Origin of the sequence: Psychrobacter sp. DD43 (assembly GCF_904846555.1) — a bacterium.
Lineage (GTDB): Bacteria > Pseudomonadota > Gammaproteobacteria > Pseudomonadales > Moraxellaceae > Psychrobacter > Psychrobacter cryohalolentis.
The window spans coordinates 1-21,624 of sequence record NZ_CAJHBE010000019.1 but is presented as its reverse complement, the minus strand read 5'-3'; the positions used below and the strand labels follow the sequence as shown (position 1 = coordinate 21,624).

Here is a 21,624-nt window from a genome sequence, read left to right as displayed (position 1 = left end):
CATACATAACGTTGATACCTTATTTTTAAATCCTTGGTTGAAACCTCAGTAGCAGCCTTTCATTTTTAGCATCTAGCGCTTCATAATTTGGTCATATGCGTCTCAAATTTTCACCTTTATTATACGCATAATAGACGCTTAATAGTAATCAATGTTACAGGCGTACACTTAGACTTACATAGATTTTTAAGACTCGGCTCAATGTAAGATCGATATTTATCGTGCCAAAATTTATGATCTATCCCAATAAATATGTAGCAAATCTCACAATTTGTAGCTTTTTCATCATTTTTTTGCTTCAAGCTCTCGAATTTCTCAAAATATAGGGGTATAATCGACCATTATAATCTTTACTAAATAACCTTATTTTCTGGAGTTATCATGGCAGCGCAATCTACAGCACTTGTAATTAACCTTGATCAGTTAGGAAAAGACGACATTGAAATGGTCGGTGGCAAAAACGCTTCACTTGGTGAAATGATCAGCCATCTATCTGATTTGGGCGTTAGTGTTCCAGGCGGCTTTGCCACAACTTCAAATGCTTTTTACCAGTTTCTAACAGAAACAGGCTTACTTGACAAAATTAACAACGAGCTTAAAACACTTGATGTTAATGATGTCAATAAACTGGCTGAAACTGGCAAAAAAATCCGTACTTGGATTATTGAGCAAGAACTGCCAAAAGATCTTGAGCAAGCGGTTCGTGATTCATTCGAAGCAATGAGCGATGGTAAAGAAATCGCGGTTGCTGTACGTTCTTCTGCTACTGCTGAAGATTTGCCAGACGCCTCATTTGCCGGTCAACAAGAAACGTTCTTGAACATTCGCGGCATTGATAACGTCCTAATCGCGATTAAAGAAGTTTTTGCTTCTCTTTATAATGACCGTGCTATCTCTTATCGTGTGCACAAAGGTTTTGAGCACGAAGGCGTAGCGCTATCTGCTGCTGTACAGCGTATGGTTCGCTCAGAAACTGGCGCTGCAGGCGTTATGTTCACACTAGATACCGAAAGTGGTTTTGATCAAGTGGTCTTTATCACTTCAAGCTATGGTCTAGGTGAAATGGTTGTACAGGGCGCCGTAAACCCTGATGAATTCTATGTATCAAAGCAATTACTTGCTAACGGCAAACCTGCGATTATCCGTCGCAACTTAGGTAGCAAGCATAAGAAAATGATTTATGGTGATGAAGGTAGTACCACCAAATCAGTTAAAGTCATTGATGTTGAAAAAGAAGATCGCATGCAGTTCTCTTTGTCTACGGAAGAGCTGACGTCACTTGCCAAGCAAGCGATGACCATTGAAAAGCATTATGGTCAAGCAATGGATATCGAGTGGGCAAAAGACGGCGACACCAATGAAATCTTTATCGTTCAGGCTCGTCCTGAAACGGTTAAGAGTCGCCAAGACAGCAATGTCATGGAACGTTATATCATCGATACGACTAACGCTAAAGTATTGTGTGAAGGTCGCTCAATTGGTCAACGTATCGGTTCAGGTAAAGTCCGTATCGTTAGTAACCTAAATGAGATGGATAAAGTACAAGAAGGCGATGTATTGGTATCAGACATGACGGATCCGGATTGGGAACCAGTCATGAAGCGTGCTTCTGCTATCATTACTAACCGTGGTGGTCGTACTTGTCACGCAGCGATTATCGCTCGTGAGCTAGGCGTCCCTGCTATCGTTGGTTGTGGTAATGCCACTGAGCTATTGGTCGATGGTCAAGATGTGACTGCTTCTTGTGCTGAAGGTGATACTGGCTTCATTTATGAAAGTCAAATCGACTTTGAAGTACAGACCAACTCTGTAGAATCTATGCCTGAGCTTGCCTTCAAAGTCATGATGAACGTTGGTAATCCAGATCGTGCCTTCTCATTTACGCAAATGCCAAACGAAGGTATTGGTCTGGCACGTTTAGAATTTATCATTAACCGTATGATTGGCGTGCATCCAAAAGCATTGCTAAACATGAACAGCTTGCCACGTGAAATTGCACAAGCTATCAATGAGCGCATCGCTGGTTATGCCTCACCTGTTGACTTCTATGTGGACAAATTGGTTGAAGGTATCTCAACGCTCGCTGTCGCCTTTATGGATCAGCCAGTGATCGTTCGTATGTCAGATTTCAAGTCAAACGAATATGCTAACCTGCTTGGTGGTAAGTTATACGAGCCATCAGAAGAAAACCCAATGCTTGGTTTCCGCGGTGCCAGTCGTTATGTGTCTGATAACTTCCGTGACTGCTTCGAGCTTGAGTGTAAAGCACTGAAACGTGTACGTGACGAGATGGGCTTGACCAACGTCGAGATTATGATTCCATTCGTCCGTACCGTCGGCGAAGCCAAACAAGTCATCGAATTGCTTGAGAAAAACGGTCTAAAACGTGGTGAAAACGGTCTACGCATTATTATGATGTGTGAGCTACCAACCAACTGCTTACTAGCAGAAGAGTTCCTAGAGCATTTTGACGGTTTCTCAATCGGTTCAAACGATTTGACTCAGTTGACTCTAGGTCTTGACCGTGACTCAGGTATCGTCTCACATCTATTTGATGAGCGTGACCCTGCGGTTAAAAAGCTGTTGTCAATGGCAATTGATGCTTGCCGTAAGCAAAACAAATATGTCGGTATCTGTGGTCAAGGTCCATCAGACCATCCAGATCTAGCTTTATGGCTCATGGAGCAAGGCATCAGCTCAGTATCATTGAACCCTGACTCAGTACTAGATACTTGGTTCTTCTTAGCGGGTGAAGAAGCGAAATAAGCTGTAACGTTACGTCACAACGTTAATTCACACCGTCATTTAAGATACAATTACTAGGGTCTATTTGATTTTTTCAAATAGACCCTAATATAATGTATGATCAATAGTGACTGAAAAGCAGTTTTTTAAAACAGTGACTTAAGACATGACTAACTATGCAGGCAATTATGCAGATTTTCCTTGCTCGAAATAACGTACAAGCCGGTCCCTACACTTTGGATCAGCTCAATATTATGCTCACCTCTGGTGAAGTGCTATTAGATGATTTGGTCTGGCATGACGGCTTAGATCAGTGGCAGCGCGTGGGTAACTTAACTAATAATCAAGCCTTTTATCGCCCAACTCATGTAGCGATGCCTGAGGTCAATGATTCTATCATCAACAACGTTACTATCTTCCCAGAAGACGATGCAGCAGATACCAATAAAGACAAACAATCGGTGTCGCTAGATCGTTTATATGGCAAGCCTGAACGTTCAAAAGACACGGCTAAAAACACCAAAGCAGATATGACAACCAATCGTCATCACACGCCAAATAACAACGTGTCATTAAATAAGTCTAACGCGACCAAAGCTGCTTCAGCGAAAGGCAAAGTAGTGGGTAATGTGATACTGGCTCCTATCATGTCACGGATATTGGCAACGGCGCTGAATGCTTTACTGTATTTATTGGCTATTTTTCCACTAGTCATGGCGTTGACCAAGATGGATGTCGATTATACCAAGTTCCAAAATATCCAAGATATGGACGCTGCTTATCAGTACTCAGTGACGTTGATGGAAAGCTTGCCTAGTAGCACGTTGATGATCTCGCAGGTCATGGTCTTTGGTTTGTTTGCCTTGCAATTGTTATTTATCATTTTGCGTGGTCAATCACTGGGCAAAATGATTACAGGTATTCGCGTGGTTGATCAAACCACCCATCGTCTACCATCATTTTTAAAGCTTATTGGTATGCGTACCTTTTTGCTGTTTATCATTTATAACTTATTGTTCTCGTTTACCAGCTTTTTGGGTTTCGTTATTGTCGCCATTCATTATTATATGGCGTCTAAAAGCCCTGAAAACATTGGTTGGCACGACAAATTGGCCAAAACTTTGGTAGTTAAAGCAGATAGCAGTCAATTGATAAAAGAGCCAAAAATAAAATAATCCTATTTTTGACTATAAATAATATCTCTTATGTTTGTCATAGAAAGCAACGTATCAGCGTTGCTTTTTTATTGATAAAGAAACAAGGTATTCGATTAATAATTTTTATTAACAGTTGCGCATTGATTAACCTTTGTGTTCATCAGTGACTACTGTTATAATACGGCGCTTTATAAACTAAGCTTATTCTCTGTTAATTATTTATAATAATGGGTAGGATTTGAGCTTACCTTATAAATCTCCTTGCTATTAACATAGGGTTAATAGCTACTAATCCGTAAGGAGTCATAATGCGACATTACGAACTGGTGTTACTTGTACACCCAGACCAAAGCGACCAAGTGGTCGGCATGGTTGAACGCTATATCAAGTTGGTTCAAGACAACAACGGCACTATCCATCGTCTAGAAGATTGGGGTCGTCGTCAACTTGCTTACCCAATTAACAAGATTCACAAAGCTCATTACGTTCTTTTCAACATTGAAACTGACGGCGAGACTTTAGCTGAACTTGAAGAATTATTCCGTTATAACGACGCGATCATTCGTAGTCTAGTTATGCGCCGTGATGATGCTGTCACTGAAGAGTCGCAGTTAGCCAAGAATGCCGATGAAAAACGCGCACGCAAAGCTACTACTCGTCGTCCAGACAGTAATGATGACAACGACAACCACAGTGATGACTAATTAAAGGAGCATAATCATGGCACGTTTTTATCGCCGTCGCAAATTCTGCCGTTTCACTGCTGAAGGTATCACTCACATCGATTATAAAGATGTTGAATTGCTAAAACAGTATATCAGTGATAATGGCAAAATCGTACCAAGCCGTATTACCGGTACGTCTACTAAATATCAGCGTCAACTAGCGACTGCTATCAAGCAAGCTCGTTATTTATCGCTACTTCCATACACTGATAACCATCAGGGTTAACCGTTAACTAGGAATGACTCATGCAAATTATTTTGTTACAGCGTATCGTCAACCTTGGCAAACTCGGTGAAACTGTCGATGTAAAACCAGGTTACGGACGTAACTTTCTTATCCCTTTGGGTAAAGCACTACCTGCTACTAAAGCTAACATTGAAAAGTTCGAAGCACGTCGTGCTGAACTTGAAGCTGAAGAAGCAAAAGAAGTAGCGGTTGCTCAAGAACGTGCTGACGCATTAACTGACGTTAATGTTATCATGCGCGCTAAATCAGGTGACGAAGGCAAGCTATTCGGCTCTATCGGTACACGCGATATCGCTGAAGCATTGACTAACTCAGGTCTAGAAGTTGACCGTGCTGAAATCAAGCTGCCTGAGGGCACTTTGCGTCAAATTGGTGAATATAATGTTGATATTCAACTACATCATGACGTTACGGCTACTATTCTAGTTACCATTCTTTCTGAAGATGGCGACAACGAAGATTTAGACGAAGACAACGCTGCAGACGAAAACGAAGACTATTCTGAAGAGTAATCTTTAGCATACTGAGTTTTAGTCGCAATAAAAAACCAGCAACTTTAGGTTGCTGGTTTTTTTTGTGTTGGATTTGGACTTCGTTATTTATATTAGTACTGATACAGACAATAAACACTGTATACGCAATGACAAAAGACTATTGATAACGTCTGTTGTATTCTAATCCTACTAGTCACTATGCTGACGATATCTATTTTATGAATGAAATCTAGGATACCATGATAAATACTGATGACACTTTACGATGTACTCAAGGCAATGACTTTTATACCGAAGGCAAAACTTATAAGGTTGGTAGAATCGTTAATAATAAATACTTCCAAATATTAACCGATAATAATACTGACCATTGGTATGCGACCTTAGATGACAAAGGCATTTATGTGAGCTTTGATTCGGCTATAGCAGAAACTGAGAGAGCATGTTTTGAGAAGATTAATGATCTATCAAATGACTGTCAGTCGCATTTCAACACTTTTAAACTATAATTAAATATTAAAAACGGTCATTATAATGACCATTTTTTTTGGTTAAATATCAATACGACTACAGGATAAATATCCTACAGAGTGTGGCCAGTTAATTGCAAGGTTTGGTACCTCTTGACCAGTCGCGATCATCTTAGCGGCATTGATCCAACCAGCATGACCGATGGCTAATACTGGATGATCTTTTTGCTCAACTGCAATTTTATCCAACCAGCTCTCCGCTCGATTAAACAGCTGTTGCAAATTTTCACCATGATCAGGCGCAAAGTGGGCAAAATTATTGCACCATTCATCAATTTGTTGTTTCTCAATCTGTTTCCAAGACTGACCATCCCAATCACCGAAATGAATCTCAGCCAATTCAGGTGCGACTCGACACTCAAAACCGCGCTGTGCCAATATTTCCCCGACCTTTAGTGAACGCTGTAAGGGGCTAACCCAAATCACTTTTGGTAATTGTTGTAGACGTACAAAGCGCTGTATTTTATTGGCAAGGCGTTTTAGTTTACGTTTATCGACCTCTACATCTGTCTGTCCAATACAGAGACCACCAGCCGTAACTGGTTTTGGATGACGCCAAATATACATAATCATGAGTGCGAGTATCCTTTCTTAGCATCATTTTTAACGCTTTGGCTTAAATTAAGGGCAATGAAGCGGCCAGTCCAATATAAATAGCAATTTCGCTAAGCTGCTGCGTGGCTCCTAAGCCATCACCCGTATAACCATCTAAACGTCTATGTAATAAGCGCCGCATATAATCTGTCGCGCCTATGCCTAGCAATAAAGCCAATAACCATTGCCAAATACCAATCTGTTGCATGGTATTAGGGAAAACCAGTGTGACCAAAGTAATAGCCAATATTAGCCAACCACTGCTATATATAGCTTGTAATGGTGTCAGCTGCTGTGCCATCGGTTTTGCTTTGGCATGTTCAATCTCTCCGCCATAAGGCAATAGCGTCAGTAAACTAATACAAAATAAACGTGACGCAGTATGCCCAATAATGAGTGCAACGATAGCAACGGGTATTGGCATCGCAGTAAGTAAGCTGATTTTAAGCAATAGCGCTGAGACCAAACCTAATACGCCATACGTGCCTAGGCGTGAGTCTTTCATAATCTCTAAAGTGCGCTCGCGAGTGAGTCCGCCACCTAGCCCATCGCAACTATCGGCAAGTCCATCTTCATGAAAAGCACCTGTTAACTTGATACCAAAAGCCGTACTTATCACTGCCGCAACTAGCGGTATGAATAAGAGACTGCTAAGCCAAAACACGCCAGCACAAAGCAAACCTATCAGTAAGCCTACCGCTGGAAAATAACGGCTGCTTTGGTGCAGCCACTGCGGATCATAATGGCTAAAAGACGGGACGGATATACGGGTTAAAAACTGAACAGCAACCAATATCAATCGGGCTTCATAACGAAGGCGCTGCAATACAGACAGCTTTGAGGATGAACTTTGCATCACTTGCTTTGCTCACTGATACCAGCATCACTAAAACTTGCCATCTCATTGATAATGGCACAGGCAGATTGTAATAGTGGATACGCTAATGCCGCACCACTACCCTCGCCTAAGCGCATACCCATATCAAGTAATGGCTTAGCATTCAGCAGTTTTAATAAATGCGCGTGCCCTGGTTCAACTGAGTGATGAGCAAAGATAGCATATTGAGCAACGCCCGGCTCTAAACGCTCAGCGACCAATAATGCGCTACTAGCAATAAAACCATCGATTAACAAAATACGACGTTCACTGGCAGCCTGCATCAGCGCGCCTGCCATCATAGCAATCTCAAGCCCGCCTAATGCAGCAAGCACATCGAACGGCGCTTGTACTTCACTGTGACGCTCTAATACTTGCGTTAAGATATTTGCCTTATGCTGCAAGCCTGCATCATCGAGTCCTGTACCGCGACCGATACAATCAGCAATAGACAAGTCGCCAAGTCTCGCTAGCAAAAGACTTGCCGCTGAGGTATTACCGATGCCCATTTCACCGACAATCAATAGATTACCCGCCATGTTCTTAACCACGTTCATACCGCTTTCTAACGCAGCTAAACATTCTACTTGTGTCATCGCAGCTTCTGTTAGTGCATCACGGCTACCATGTCGAATTTTATAATCTAGCAGTTGCGGATGAGCATCAAAATCCGCATCTACCCCAGCATCGACTACTTTTAGCTCAATATTATGCTGACGTGCTAAGACATTGATGGCAGCGCCGCCTTGCAAAAAGTTATAAACCATCTGTGCAGTGACTGCACTAGGATACGCAGACGTGCCATGCTTGGTTAAACCATGATCGGCGGCAAATACTCGAATTTGAGGTTGCTCAATCTTTGGCATAATTGTGCCTTGAATCATACCTAACTGCAGAGCGAGCGTCTCTAAACGTCCAAGTGCGCCAATTGGTTTGGTCTTCTGGTCAATGATTTGCTCTAGCTGCTGGCGTAGCAAATTATTTTCGATATTGGGAATTATCGGGGCATTAAATATGTTCAAAGGAAGTATCCTAAATCTGGTACATGTCAAACAAAACCCACATACTAGCAGAGTATCTCAGCTTTACCATGAATAAAATCAAATATGAGCCGAATAGATTTCCTAGCAACGTAGATTTACTATAGAATATGCCCCTTTAAAAATTCATATGACTATTGATGCTTTATGAAGTGCACGCTGCATGAGCCTCATAATTTTTCATAAGACATTAACAACTATATAGAGATAGTGATGATCGTATTTTGGCTGGTGCTGACCATTCTTTTTATTATTTTTGCCACCGCAAAACTCAAGTGGCATCCTTTTTTAGTATTGATATTATCTGCCTTCTTGGTCGCACTGTTTTACCAAGTACCGCTTAATACGGTCGCCAAAACTATCTCTGATGGCTTTGGCGGTATCTTAGGGTATATCGGTCTGGTCATTGTATTTGGTACCATTATCGGCTTAATCCTTGAAAAAACAGGTGCCGCCATTGTGATGGCAGAGACAGTCATTAAAGTCTTGGGACCACGCTTCCCTACTTTGACGATGTCTATCGTAGGTGCCGTGGTATCTGTACCAGTGTTTTGCGATTCAGGCTATATTATTTTAAACTCGTTAAAAGAGTCTTTGGCTGAGCGCTTAAAAGTATCAAGCGTGGCGATGAGTATTGCCTTAGCAACTGGCTTATATGCCACTCATACCTTTGTACCACCGACACCCGGTCCAATTGCAGCAGCAGGAAACTTGGGACTTGAGTCAAATTTGGGCTTGGTCATCATGGTCGGTGTAGTTGTGACAACTGTTGCAGTACTTGCCGGTTGGTTATGGTCCAATCGCTTCCTGAATGCCACTCCTGACAATATTGATGCACTCGACGCGCCAGCTGCGACTGTGCCAGAAAACATGAAAACTCGCGACGACTATAGTAAGCTACCGTCGGCAACCATGGCATTTTTACCTATTATCGTGCCTATCGTCTTGATTTGCTTGTCGTCTGTTGCTAACTTACCTAGTACGCCATTTGGTACAAGCACCATAACAGATATCTTGATATTTATTGGCAATCCATTGACAGCCCTACTGATTGGTTTGTTTTTATCATTTTTACTCATCAATACTGAACAAAAAACACAGCAAATCAGCGATAGTATCTCTCAAGGCTTGGTGGTCGCAGCGCCTATTCTCTTAATCACTGGCGCTGGCGGCGCGTTTGGCGCTATGCTAAAGGTCACACCAATTGGCGATTATTTAGGAACGACTTTATCTGCCTTGGGGCTTGGTATTTTTATGCCATTTATCGTTTCTGCCGCATTAAAAACAGCACAAGGCTCAACTACTGTTGCCTTGGTGACCACCTCTGCGATGGTCGCACCACTATTGGGTCAAATAGGTCTTGATAGTGAGCTTGGTCGCGTATTTTGCGTGATGGCAATTGGTGCAGGCGCAATGACTATCTCACACGCTAATGACAGCTTTTTTTGGATTGTTAGCCAGTTTAGTCGTATGAGTGTGGCACAGGCTTATAAAGCCCATTCTATGGCGACTGGTATTCAAGGCGTGACCAGTATCATCTTTATTTGGTTATTAACCTTGGTATTTATTTAAAGAGATTTAAAGAGACATTCATGAAAATTTTAATTGCTCCCGACTCATTTAAAGAAAGCTTAGAAGCACTGGATGTTTGCCGCGCCATTCAATCTGGCTTCAGCCAAGTGTTTCCAGATGCTGACTATAAACTGCTACCTATGGCAGATGGCGGTGAAGGGACTTCTGCAGTATTGTCTTACGTGCTAGGTGGCCGCTGGAAAGAAGTGCGCGTCCATGACCCTTTAATGCGACCGATTAGCGCAAAATATTTATTACTGCCTGATGCAACTGCGGTCATCGAAGTTGCTCAAGCTTGTGGTTTACATCTCTTGACTGTGGCAGAGCGCAATCCAGTCATCGCCAGCAGCTATGGCGTTGGCGAGCTGATTGCAGATGCTTTAAGGGAAGGTGTCAAACGTATTATTATCGGTCTTGGTGGTAGTGCCACCAATGATGCAGGACTTGGTATGCTAACCGCACTTGGCATGAAGTTTCATGATAGTGATGACAATATGCTAGCCCAAGGCGGCGGCGCGCTTGCCAACTTGCAACGATTAGATGCGACAAGCTTCCATACTAGCGTGTTACAGACAGTGTTTGAAGTAGCCTGTGATGTCACCAACCCTTTATGTGGCGAATTGGGTGCCAGTGCAATATTTGGTCCTCAAAAAGGCGCTAGCCTACAGCAAGTCAATGATTTGGACCAAGCATTGAATCATTTTGCAAGTGTATGTGAGCAACATGGCTATCAGAATTATCAAGAGATAGCGGGTGCTGGCGCAGCAGGTGGTCTTGGCTATGCGTTAATGAGCTTTTGCCAAGCTGAGTTAAAGTCAGGTTTTGATACAGTGGCAAAAGTTACCAACTTATCACAGCACATTGCCGATGCAGATTTGGTCATTACTGGTGAAGGCAAGCTTGACGCTCAGTCTGCCATGGGTAAAGTAGCTGGCGGCATTAGCCACATTGCCAAAGCCCGCCATACGCCAGTGATTGCGATTTGTGGCAGTGTTGATGGACTAGAATCGGCTCAGACCAGTCAGTTTGATGTCATTATGCCCAGTATCCAAAAGCTAGAGTCCATCGAGAATATCTTTGAAAATGCTTATCATAATGTTGAAATCACTGCCACCAATATTGCTGCGGCAATAAAACTAGGTCAAAGTATCAAGTAGGCTTTATACGGCTACTTAAGATACTCTATTAGACGCTGTTATAGCCATTTTTTCACCTCATTGAGGACGGTTTGCATCCTATTTGGCAGTACCTGCTGGCGGCGTACAGCAAAGTACAGGGTTTCACTAACTGAGACTGGCAGCTGATGACATTTAAGCAGCTGCGGGTTTGGATACGCGGCAACTGCGTGCGCTGGTAATACGGTAAATCCAAGCCCCCTACTTACCGGCTCTAAAATCATACCTATCTGATTGGAAAAGCCTTTTTTAATAAAGTCATTGATGTGTCCAAATTCAGGATAATTGGCGCTCAACAGCAAACTGGCATGATGTGCGCCATCAGGATGATCAATAAATCCAAGCTTGGTAAGTGCTTCCCAGCTTAGCTCCATCATCGTGACTGGTGTCACCAGTAGTAGCGCTTCTTGAGCCACCGGCTTGCAGCTGACCGTCTCATCATCCGAGATAGTTGTCATAAAACCTATATCAATCTCATGCTTGGAGAGCGCCTGCTCTATATCTGTATTGGGGGCAAAACGGTAATCAATCACCAGCTGTGGATGCTGCTCTTGTAATGTTAACAGCTGCGGATACAGCTTTAAACCAACGCTGCCAGGCGACATAATTCGCACCAATCCCTCATAATACGGATCGTCACCGATACGCTGCTCTAAACGTGATAGGCGCTGCAAGATGTCTTCTGCCTCTCGATACAACTGCTCACCTGCATCTGTCAATGAAAACTGTTTACCTTGACGAATCAGCAAGTCAATCTCTAACTGACTCTCTAGCTTACGTATATGTTGACTAACCCCTGACTGCGTCATATATAGACGCTCGGCAGTATGAGTAAAATGTCCAATTTCAACCAAGGTACAAAAAGTACGTAACCATGTGATATTTATCATTACAATACATACTTATCTTTATAATAAATGATAATTTTACGTAATATACATAACTTTGTAAACTACTCCCATATTAAAAAGGAGTACAAACCATGAATAATGTTTATCCAAGAAGCTTTTCACATATTGGTCTTTCAGTACCTGACCTCGATGCCGCTGTCAAATTTTATACTGAAGTGATGGGTTGGTATACCATAATGAAGCCGACTGAAATTACTGAAGATGACAGTGCTATTGGTGAGATGTGTACCGAAGTCTTTGGTGCAGGTTGGGGCAGTTTTCGTATCGCTCATTTATCGACTGGCGACCGTATTGGTGTAGAGATTTTTGAATTCAAAAATCAAGAAGACCCTGACAATAACTTTGAATACTGGAAAACAGGTATCTTCCATTTCTGTGTTCAAGATCCTAATGTGGAAGAGCTAGCCGAACGTATGGTTGCCGCAGGGGGTAAAAAGCGGATGGAAAAACCTCGTTATTACTACCCTGGAGAAAAGCCATATCGTATGATTTATATGGAAGATCCGTTTGGCAATATCGTTGAGATATACAGCCATAGCTATGAGCTGATTTACAGTGAAGGCGCTTACTAAAGGGCGCTAACAGTAATTAACGCTTTGAAACGATTGCCTTTAAAACATAAAAATAGCGCTCTTATATGATAAGGGCGCTATTTTTATATGGGCTATATTCAGTATCACAGAGATATTGCTTAACTAATTAAGCATGCTACTATTTGGGTTATTATTTAATTAGCTTTTGCGCTTTTACACTAAGTTTAAATACCCATTATCAAGGACGATAAATGACCCAATTTAACCCCATTCAATCAGTGACTCCCTCGACGAACACCAATGAGCCATTGGTTATTAGAAAAAATTCAGGCAGTGTTGTAACTTTGACACTTAACAGTTCCAAACAATTCAATGCTTTATCTGTTGAGTTGCTAGCTGCTATGCAAGCGGAGCTGGATAATATTGCCCAAGACAAAACCATACAAGTGCTGGTGATTGCCGCAAATGGCAAGGCATTTTGTGCTGGTCATAATCTAAAAGAGATGCGTACCAATCCAGATGAAGCATTTCAGCGCGCTTTATTTGAGCAATGTAGTCAGATGATGCTTACCATCAATCAAATGCCGCAAGTTGTCATTGCCAAAGTACAAGGCATCGCTACCGCTGCTGGTTGTCAACTGGTCGCAGCCTGTGATTTAGCTGTTGCCTCAGACAATGCCAAATTTGCCACCTCTGGTATCAATGTAGGGTTATTTTGCTCTACCCCTGCGGTGGCAGTCAGTCGCAACCTATCTCGCAAGCAAGCATTTGAGATGCTGATTACTGGTGAATTTATAGATGCCCACACTGCACTACAGCAGGGACTGATCAATCGTGTGGCAAGCGCTGAGCAATTAGACCAGATGCTACAGTCTCTGATAGACGCTATTACCAATAAATCTTCAGTCGCTCTTAAAACTGGCAAAACAATGTTTTATAAGCAACTGGATATGGAATTGGCAGATGCTTACGAGTATGCCAGCGAGGTGATGAGCTGCAATATGATGGCGGATGATGTAAGTGAAGGGATTGACGCCTTTATCGAAAAGCGTTCTGCCATATGGACAGGACGATAAGAACAATAGAGTTATTCTATAATGCAAAATGTCTCTGTTGGCGTTGGCAGCGCCACTTTTTTAAATAACAAAGGCGTTTTTTAAATAAGAAATGGCAATAACTAAGATTGCTCAGCTAATAATCTGGCAAGCATCTTATTTATCTCACTTTTGAATGCTTTATCGTCGAGCTTACTGGCAGTAATTTTAGCACTCTGTAAGCTTTGAATCGCTGCCTCTGTCTGTCCAAGCTCGCTCTGTAGCTCAGCCATTGAAAAGGCAATCGATGATAAATGCTCTTTTGATTGAATCGCTGCTGCTTTATCCAAGGCTTTTTGGTAAATAACTAATGCCTCATCCAAATCTTCCGTAAAATCTGCCAATGTCTCCCACTGCTCTGGATGATCCTTATTGCCTTTCTCATTTTCAATGCACAAGTCTTTTAGCTGTACATACAGCGTATCAAATGTCTCTTTATCATTGGTACTGTCTGCTTCTAATAGCTTTTCTGCCAACACATAAATTGAGTGATAAATTTTATTATTAATCATTTTTTTATAACCTTTTTTTGCTGCTCATCAGATAACTGTCAATACTGTCAACGAGGTTAATTATAGACTATTTGCATACGTTACTCATTAAAAAGGGCGTGATAGTCATATCACGCCCTCTCATCATTATTCAGTTTTAAGCAGCAGGTACTGGTATTTATTCAGCAGCGATAGCTGTAATCTCAACCAATAGCTCAGGACGTGCCAACGCAGATTCACCGCAAGCACGGGCTGGTGGTTGTACACCTTCAAACCACTTGTCCCACACTTCATTCATTGCCGCAAAATCCGACATGCTCTTCACCCAGACGGTCGCCATTAATAGCTTTGATTTGTCACTACCAACTTCTTGCAACAAGCTTTCGATCTTCTCTAGGCAAGTTAAGGTTTGGGCTTTGATATCATCTTCAGCGTTACCCACTTGACCACATAGATAAACAGTTTTGTTGTGCACCACAATCTTACTCATGCGCTCACTGCTATGAAACTTTTTCATTACTCTTTATCCTTATAGATGTGTATTTACAGGCTACGTGCGTTATTGAGAAAAGCGATTGGCACTAAATGGCTCAATGTTGACCAGTAGCGGCTTTTCATGAATCATCTCTTCAACCAGACGACCGGTCATCGGTCCTAATGTGAAACCTTGATGACTATGACCAAAGGCAAACCACAATTTTTCATGGTTGCTTGCAGGACCAATAACTGGCTTCATATCTGGCATACAAGGACGTGAGCCCGCCCATGCTTCGCTCTCAACTGCATCTTCTAATGGCAATATTTTTCGCGCCAGCTTGAGCACGGTCTTTAACTGTCCAAAATTCTTTGGCGCATTCATGGTAGTCATTTCCGCACCGGTAGTAATACGGATACCTTGCTGCATCGGTCCCATGACAAAACCTTTATCCATGTCAAACATACTGTGATGGATAGTGTTTTTTTCATTGACTTTAAAATGCTGATGATAGCCACGCATCGGGAATAATGGTAAATCATAACCAAGCGGCTTGATGAGATCATTAGACCAAGGTCCTGCTGCGATGACTAACTTATCACTATAAAAGGTATCGGTATCGGTGATAACTTTCCAGCCGCCATCTTCTTGTACGATTTCTTGAACGCCAGTCTCTTTAATTACTCCGCCCATTTCTTGGAAGTTTTTTGCATAGGCTTTAACAAGAAAGCTTGGGTTTGAGACCTGCCAAGAATTCAACCAATGAATTGCGCCGACGAACTCGTCAAAATTGGCGCTAGGCTCCATGACTTTTAATTCGTCTACCGTCAGTACATTGTGCTCAACACCTTGATTGCGTGCATCAATAGCGAGCGCAATGGCTTCTTTAAAGGTATCTTCAGAGCGATGTAATTGCAACCAGCCATCGCGCGTAATGAGCTCGTCTGCACCAGAAGCGCTAATCATGGTTTGATGTTCACTTGTGCAATGCTCAATCAGTGTTTGCCACTCGCCTTCGATTTTTTTGACTGAAGCAGGTGTAGAATATTTCCAGTATTGCAGCAGCGCTTGATGATAACGAAGAATAGCTGGTATACGATAGCGAATATCAGTACCTTGGTTCGGCAATACACGTATCATCTCAGTCAGCTGGCGCGGAAACGGATGCGTATGAATCGCCTCGCGCTGAATCAAGCCAGCATTGCCGTATGAAGTCTCTGAGCCTGGTAACTTTTTGTCTATAAGCAAAACTTCAGCATTGTTTTTTTGTAGATGCCAAGCAACCGATGTGCCAACCATACCTGCACCGATAACGATAACTTCATGACGCATAACATATCCCTTTTTATGGCTTTGATACAGAGTGTCGAATAGATGAATATAACGGACAAGGTAGTCATAGTAACGCATTGAGAAACATTTTAAACCCTTATCTAATAAATATTTTTACTATTCCATACTTTCCGTTATACTATTTTATCTAAGGTATTTTTGATAGGAATAATGATAGCCAACTATAAAACAAAAGTCATTTTTTAAGCTATTTTGCCAGCTTTTATAGCGTTTTTTATCACCACCAAACCGGATCATCACTCTCTTCTAAGGGCCGTTTGACCGTTACAACTGTTATCTTATCGGAAGGTATTTCAGCAATAAACCGTGACACTTTATCAAAATAACCTGAATAGCTCGAAAAATAGTCTGGCGCCGTTAAAAACAGCCTGCTCTTAGCGCGACTACAGGCGACATAAAACAGCTTACGCTCCTCTTCCAACTCTTCAAAATCACTGAGCGAGCGGTAATGTGGCGTCATACCATCTACTAAAGAGTTAACAAATACCACCGGCCACTCAAGTCCTTTGGCACTATGAATGGTCGAAATGGTCACTTTGTCCCTATTTTTGTCGATACCTTCTTCGCCTTTTTCAGGCTCACCTGCAGTGGCAACCGAGTCATTAGGTGGATCAAGTGCCAGATTTTCTAAAAATTTATCTAGGCTATCATGCTCTAACGCTAGATTTTTGAGCACACGGAAGTCTTCGCTACGCTCGCGCCAATTGTCTTCATTGATTTTTAAAACGGGCATATAAAAATCTAGAATTAGCTCAATAATGGCTTCGACCGACTCTGCTTGGCTGGATTTACTTAGCATCTGATAAAGTGGCTCAAGTTGGGTGCTTTTTTTGGCAAACTTTGTGGTTAATAACGGCTCAAAGGAATTGTTGTCGGCATTGATTGCTTGGGTCAAGCGTGTGGCAGTCACTGACCCTACCCCTTTGAATAAGGTCAAAATACGGTGCCATGCAATGGTGTCATTTGGGTTATAAAGTATCTTGGCAAATGCTAAGACGTCTTTAATGTGGCGCCGTTCAATAAAACGAATACCGCCCACCACGATAAACGGGATATTACGTTCCATAAATTCTAGCTGAACGTAGTTAGATTGAAAGGAGGTTCGGCACAATACCGCAAAGTCTTGATAATCATAGTCTGTTTTTAATTCGATAATTCTATCAGCAATATACTTTGCTTCTTTGCTTTCATCGCTAAGTCGGCGAAATACTGGCTTTACGCCTTCTATAGAAACACCAGAGTACAGCTGCTTTTGGTAACCCAAGGTGATCTGAGCAGACAGAGCATTGATATAATCAAGCACTGCTGGCGTACTACGATAGTTTTGCTCAAGTTTAATCAGCTTGGCTTCAGGGTAACCCTCTCCGAATAATAAAATATTTTCATAATTGGCGCCGCGAAAGGCATAAATACTTTGGTTGTCATCACCAACGACCATTAGCGACACTGACGTAGGCGCACAGATGAGGTCAATCAGCTCTTTTTGCGGAATATTGGTGTCTTGATATTCATCAACCATGACATAACGATATTGCTTTTGTAGCAGTTGGCGAAAGGTATCATTAGTCTTTAAATGACGCACCACTTGGCTAATGATGTCATCAAAATCGTATAAATGATTGACACGCTTGTACTCATGAAAGTCAATGGCCAATTGCTCAATAACAGGAATATGCACGGCAATATCAGGATAGCTGTTTTCGATTAAACCTCGGATATGAATACGGCGATTTCTAGAGGTTGAAAAGATGTTTTGCAACGTTTTTTTGCGCGGAAATGCCTGATTGGTTATTTTGGTCGGATACTTTTTTTCCTTATGAATTAAATCGATAGCGTCTTCACTGTCGCCTGTATCTAGAATGGTAAATCTCGGATTAATACCAAGCAGACCTGAGTATTGACGCAATAGCATATTACAAAAAGAGTGAAAAGTGCCACTGGTAATGTCATTCAGGGCTTTATTTTTTGGCAATTTATCTTCTACCAAATCCTTATTTAACCTTTGGGCAAAAGATGGTGTGCTTGCTAGCAAAGCTCTAGCACGACCTTTGATTTCGTTGGCTGCTTTACGAGTAAAGGTTAATAGTAAAATCTCTTTTGGCGACACGCCGTTTTCTATCAAGTAACTGGTTCTATAAGTCAGAGTTTTGGTTTTGCCAGAACCGGCACCGGCTATCACCAATACCTTACCCTCAATAGTCGTGGCGGCCAATAGCTGATTGCCATTAAGCTCACTGGCATAATCTACTTGAAACCCTAAATGACTGGCAAGCCTTTGCGCTAATACCTCAGTATCCGCATTTATCAAATTGGCTTCAAGCTTCTTAATGGCCTGTTCAAGCCGCGTAATCTTGGGTTTCATCTCGATAAAATTTTGCGGATAATTATAATGGTGGGTAGCAAAAATGGTCGTGGTCATTATAGGATATTACCTTTGATATGGTTTAGCGTGCCATTCATTATAAAGTAAGATAATAATTTTAGGGGCTGTCTTAGATAAGTAAGACAATCTAGGGCAGCTTACAGATAGATTCAACCCTACTTGACGCTTCACCACTTTCAATACACTCATTGACTATAAGTAAGCCGACTGCTTAAATGATTTATCCCTAGGAGAATATCATGACTGAAAAAACCGAAGAAAACGCTGCTACTCACAAACGCAAATTAATTGATAAATTTTTGATAAAACTGACCAAAGAAGAACCGCAGATGTATTATGCCACGACATCTGAGATTGCACGCAGTCTTTATAGCATGTTAAAAGAACATACGAATCGCCTAACCGTTGAGGAACAAGCGCTTATCAGACATATGACTATTGAAGAAATACAGGGATTGCTAGGCTTTCATGTTAAATAAAAAAATAAAATCATCCTGATTTTATAAAAAAAGACCGCCCGAAGGCAGTCTTTTTTTATAGTAAAAATTTAATCCAAATTATTTAGAAAGGATAATCGCGCGGCGTATGCTGCACTGAAATCCAATGCAAGGTAGTAAACTCTTCTAGTATCCATTCCCCATTAAAGCGTCCGATACCCGAGTTTTTCTCACCGCCAAATGGCGCGTTGCTTTCATCATTCACTGAGATATCATTAATATGGGTCATGCCAGCTTTGATATCACGAGCAAAGCGCAAGCCTTTTGCCATATCTTGGGTAAACACTGCACTCGATAAGCCATACATAGAGTCATTAGCAATCGACAGCGCATCGTCTTCATCTTTGGCACGAATAATACCAACCAAAGGACCAAATACTTCATTACACGACAAGTCCATCTCACGCGTTACTTCACTAAAGACATGCGGTGGCACCACTTGACCTTTTATCTCACCACTTAATAGCATTTTTGCGCCTTCATCTTGCGCTTTAGCGATTTTTTCTTTTAGCGACTCAACTTGTTTTTCATTGATAATCGGACCGACTGCCGTATCAATTTTGCTAGGATCGCCAACATTCAAGGTCTTAACGTGTGCCACAAAACGCGTAACGAAATCGTCATAAATATCATCTTCGACAATGATACGGTTAATCGCAATACAGATCTGACCTTGATGCAAGAATTTACCAAAGGCAGCAGCTTTTACGGCTTGCTCAATATCAGCGTCTTTTAGCACCACAAATGGGCTGTTACCACCTAGCTCTAGCGCCACTTGCTTGATATAGTCGCCGCCATTTGCCAACTCACCGATATGCTTACCTACAGAGGTTGAACCGGTGAAGGAAACCAAACTCGGAACATGATGGGTGACCATCGCATCGCCAATTTCACTACCGCTACCAACGACGACGTTTAGTAATCCTTTTGGCAAACCGGCTTCTTCAAATATTTTTGCAAGCAGCAACCCACCAGTAATCGGTGTATCACTAGCAGGCTTTAACACTACGGCATTCCCTAGTGCCAATGCTGGCGCAATAGAGCGCTGGGTTAGATGTAATGGGAAGTTCCATGGGCTAATCACGGCAATCACACCCATCGGTTCACGATAGATAAAGTTTTCTTTACCCGGTGTGTTCGACGGGCGAATCTCACCATGCACCCGATTAGGGAAACTTGCGGCTTCAAGGGTAATCGCCCGCGCACTGCTAAACTCGACCATCGCCTTAATACGGGTACTGCCCGACTCTTTAATGAGCCAATCGACAATCTCATCTTGACGCTGATCAAAGATACTAACTACTTTATAAAGGATAGCAGCACGTTCGTTCGGAGTTTGCTTTGCCCACTGTTTTTGCGCTTCACTGGCAGCTTGATAAGCTTCATCAAGTTGTTTATCCGTTGCTTGTTGAATCTCAACCAAGGTTTCACCGTTAAACGGATTGGTATTAGTATTGATACTATCGTCATCACCCTTTTTCCATTCGCCTGATATATATTGCAAATGAAAATCTGTATAAACATTTACCTGCGTATTTTTAGTTTCTATTGACATAATTGTTCCTATTTTTTATTTAATAATATTATTAGAGTGTGGCTATAACGTATCATGGCCGTCTATCAGATTCCGTAACACGTTTAATAAGCAATAGCAGCATACAATAACAAACGTAACTTGATAGACGACTGGTCTAATGCTAACATAAACGCTATAAAAATTAGAATCTTTTAAACCTGTTGTTTGTTGAACAAACGTAACTTGCCAATTAATACTTATAAATTTGTTAAACCATCTTAAATAATTAGTCTCTCTAAGGAGAACATAAGTCACATGTCTATACCCAATGCTATAAAACATACTCAACCAGATAGTTCGCTATCTAATATTGCATTATCGAACACCAGAGACCATCTGTTAACGACGGGCTATAAGCTCATCGCACAAAAAGGCTTTACCGCAGTTGGTATTAAACAAATATTAGATACGGCAGGCGTGCCCAAAGGCTCTTTTTATCATTATTTTGCGTCAAAAGAAGCCTTTGGCGAGGCGATTATCAGCCACTACTTTACCCAGTATAAGCAGCGCCTTGATACTATTGGTTCACAAGACGTTAGTGCCCAGCAGAAATTGTATGACTATTTCCAAAACTGGTATGACACGCAGCAAAGCGGCTGCGCTCATGAGAAATGTTTGGTGGTAAAGCTTAGCGCTGAAGTGTCAGATATGTCGGAGCCAATGCGTAAAGTCCTATATGCGGGCTATCAGCAAACGATTACATGGCTTGCAACTCAAATCAAAGCCGGCTGGGCAGACGGTTCTGTGCCTCATCCCGCTAACGTAGCGGCTGAGAGTATGGCAAAACGTTGGTATTTTGCATGGCTTGGTGCCAGCTTAGTGACCAAAATTAGTCAAACGGATACCCCATTAGCAGAAGTATGGCTGATGACCACTACCGCTATGGGTCGCTAGTTTTTTCATTTTATAAACGATCTCTTTACATTCTGTAGCTCTCGTTTTGTCTATCTTTCTGTCTTACTCCTCCTTGTTTAACTTACCATGAACTAGTGTTGAACAAGGATATCTTATTAATATTTTGTCTTAGGAAAAATATTAATTACTACTATTAAAAGTCCAACTGAATAATTCGATTAACTGGTGTAATGGACAAAATTCATGCTAAAAAGTAGAAGGTAGTCGCTAATGGACATAATTCATGCTATTTGAGTGACT

21 protein-coding genes are annotated in these 21,624 nt (G+C 41.8%); 12 read left to right on the top strand and 9 right to left on the bottom strand.

Annotated elements, in window-relative coordinates; all coding sequences use genetic code 11:
- The first annotated feature begins 381 nt into the window (after window positions 1-381).
- The 6 genes from ppsA to JMX89_RS10240 all read left to right on the top strand — a co-directional run bounded on the left by ppsA (window position 382) and on the right by JMX89_RS10240 (window position 5,877).
- The gene (gene ppsA / locus JMX89_RS10265) at window positions 382-2,766 is read left to right on the top strand and encodes a phosphoenolpyruvate synthase (protein ID WP_133104133.1); all 2,385 of its coding nucleotides are present in this window, start codon (window positions 382-384) and stop codon (window positions 2,764-2,766) included.
- Window positions 2,767-2,921: 155 nt separating this feature from the next.
- On the top strand, window positions 2,922-3,920 hold the full coding sequence (locus tag JMX89_RS10260; protein WP_201532357.1) for an RDD family protein: 999 nt from the start codon (window positions 2,922-2,924) through the stop codon (window positions 3,918-3,920).
- A gap of 290 nt (window positions 3,921-4,210) precedes the next feature.
- Entirely contained in the window at window positions 4,211-4,606 is a 396-nt protein-coding gene (rpsF, locus tag JMX89_RS10255) for a 30S ribosomal protein S6 (RefSeq protein ID WP_011513370.1), read from the top strand.
- A 16-nt stretch (window positions 4,607-4,622) separates the two neighbouring features.
- Window positions 4,623-4,853: a 30S ribosomal protein S18 gene (rpsR, locus tag JMX89_RS10250; protein WP_010198808.1), complete on the top strand. Its 231-nt coding sequence runs from the start codon at window positions 4,623-4,625 to the stop codon at window positions 4,851-4,853.
- Between the two features lie 20 nt (window positions 4,854-4,873).
- Window positions 4,874-5,386, top strand: a complete 513-nt coding sequence (gene rplI, locus JMX89_RS10245; protein WP_011513369.1) for a 50S ribosomal protein L9 — start codon at window positions 4,874-4,876, stop codon at window positions 5,384-5,386.
- A gap of 221 nt (window positions 5,387-5,607) precedes the next feature.
- Window positions 5,608-5,877: a hypothetical protein gene (locus tag JMX89_RS10240; RefSeq protein ID WP_201532358.1), complete on the top strand. Its 270-nt coding sequence runs from the start codon at window positions 5,608-5,610 to the stop codon at window positions 5,875-5,877.
- A 42-nt stretch (window positions 5,878-5,919) separates the two neighbouring features.
- On the opposite strand, the gene JMX89_RS10235 is transcribed toward JMX89_RS10240, so the two are convergent.
- The 3 genes from JMX89_RS10235 to cobT are packed head-to-tail and all read right to left on the bottom strand — an operon-like array spanning window position 5,920 to window position 8,391.
- A complete protein-coding gene (locus JMX89_RS10235; RefSeq protein ID WP_149492519.1) occupies window positions 5,920-6,471 on the bottom strand; it encodes a histidine phosphatase family protein in 552 nt (183 codons plus the stop codon).
- Window positions 6,472-6,514: 43 nt separating this feature from the next.
- Window positions 6,515-7,348, bottom strand: a complete 834-nt coding sequence (locus tag JMX89_RS10230) for an adenosylcobinamide-GDP ribazoletransferase (RefSeq protein ID WP_201532359.1) — start codon at window positions 7,346-7,348, stop codon at window positions 6,515-6,517.
- A complete protein-coding gene (gene cobT / locus JMX89_RS10225) occupies window positions 7,348-8,391 on the bottom strand; it encodes a nicotinate-nucleotide--dimethylbenzimidazole phosphoribosyltransferase (protein WP_201532360.1) in 1,044 nt (347 codons plus the stop codon). Before cobT ends, JMX89_RS10230 begins: the two co-directional genes overlap by 1 nt.
- Window positions 8,392-8,622: 231 nt before the next feature.
- On the opposite strand from cobT, the gene JMX89_RS10220 reads away from it, so the two are divergent.
- Together JMX89_RS10220 and JMX89_RS10215 are read left to right on the top strand one after the other, a co-directional pair.
- Window positions 8,623-9,981, top strand: a complete 1,359-nt coding sequence (locus JMX89_RS10220; protein ID WP_201551474.1) for a GntP family permease — start codon at window positions 8,623-8,625, stop codon at window positions 9,979-9,981.
- Window positions 9,982-10,001: 20 nt separating this feature from the next.
- A complete protein-coding gene (locus tag JMX89_RS10215; protein ID WP_201551472.1) occupies window positions 10,002-11,138 on the top strand; it encodes a glycerate kinase in 1,137 nt (378 codons plus the stop codon).
- Window positions 11,139-11,176: 38 nt separating this feature from the next.
- On the opposite strand, the gene JMX89_RS10210 is transcribed toward JMX89_RS10215, so the two are convergent.
- The gene (locus tag JMX89_RS10210; protein WP_201551470.1) at window positions 11,177-12,046 is read right to left on the bottom strand and encodes a LysR family transcriptional regulator; all 870 of its coding nucleotides are present in this window, start codon (window positions 12,044-12,046) and stop codon (window positions 11,177-11,179) included.
- A 92-nt stretch (window positions 12,047-12,138) separates the two neighbouring features.
- Between JMX89_RS10210 and JMX89_RS10205 the strand changes: the two genes are divergently transcribed.
- Window positions 12,139-12,639 (top strand): lactoylglutathione lyase family protein, encoded by a 501-nt coding sequence (locus JMX89_RS10205; RefSeq protein WP_201532364.1) that lies wholly within the window; start codon window positions 12,139-12,141, stop codon window positions 12,637-12,639.
- 212 nt (window positions 12,640-12,851) lie between these two features.
- Window positions 12,852-13,676, top strand: a complete 825-nt coding sequence (locus JMX89_RS10200; RefSeq protein ID WP_201532365.1) for an enoyl-CoA hydratase — start codon at window positions 12,852-12,854, stop codon at window positions 13,674-13,676.
- A 101-nt stretch (window positions 13,677-13,777) separates the two neighbouring features.
- Here JMX89_RS10200 and JMX89_RS10195 read toward each other — a convergent pair whose 3' ends face one another.
- From JMX89_RS10195 to JMX89_RS10180, 4 genes are all read right to left on the bottom strand, one after another.
- Window positions 13,778-14,206, bottom strand: a complete 429-nt coding sequence (locus JMX89_RS10195) for a tetratricopeptide repeat protein (RefSeq protein ID WP_201532366.1) — start codon at window positions 14,204-14,206, stop codon at window positions 13,778-13,780.
- A 157-nt stretch (window positions 14,207-14,363) separates the two neighbouring features.
- Window positions 14,364-14,702 carry a RidA family protein gene (locus tag JMX89_RS10190; RefSeq protein WP_201532367.1) on the bottom strand — a complete coding sequence of 113 codons (339 nt, stop codon included), beginning with the start codon at window positions 14,700-14,702 and terminating at the stop codon, window positions 14,364-14,366.
- Between the two features lie 42 nt (window positions 14,703-14,744).
- Window positions 14,745-15,992, bottom strand: coding sequence for an NAD(P)/FAD-dependent oxidoreductase (locus JMX89_RS10185; RefSeq protein WP_201532368.1), 1,248 nt, complete (start codon window positions 15,990-15,992; stop codon window positions 14,745-14,747).
- Between the two features lie 238 nt (window positions 15,993-16,230).
- Window positions 16,231-18,432: an ATP-dependent helicase gene (locus JMX89_RS10180; protein WP_201532369.1), complete on the bottom strand. Its 2,202-nt coding sequence runs from the start codon at window positions 18,430-18,432 to the stop codon at window positions 16,231-16,233.
- Between the two features lie 203 nt (window positions 18,433-18,635).
- Between JMX89_RS10180 and JMX89_RS10175 the strand changes: the two genes are divergently transcribed.
- Complete coding sequence (locus JMX89_RS10175; protein WP_201532370.1) at window positions 18,636-18,875, top strand: hypothetical protein; 240 nt, start codon at window positions 18,636-18,638, stop codon at window positions 18,873-18,875.
- 82 nt (window positions 18,876-18,957) lie between these two features.
- Here JMX89_RS10175 and JMX89_RS10170 read toward each other — a convergent pair whose 3' ends face one another.
- The gene (locus tag JMX89_RS10170) at window positions 18,958-20,448 is read right to left on the bottom strand and encodes an aldehyde dehydrogenase family protein (protein ID WP_201532371.1); all 1,491 of its coding nucleotides are present in this window, start codon (window positions 20,446-20,448) and stop codon (window positions 18,958-18,960) included.
- A gap of 276 nt (window positions 20,449-20,724) precedes the next feature.
- Between JMX89_RS10170 and JMX89_RS10165 the strand changes: the two genes are divergently transcribed.
- A complete protein-coding gene (locus JMX89_RS10165) occupies window positions 20,725-21,363 on the top strand; it encodes a TetR/AcrR family transcriptional regulator (protein WP_020443230.1) in 639 nt (212 codons plus the stop codon).
- Window positions 21,364-21,624 lie beyond the last annotated feature (261 nt).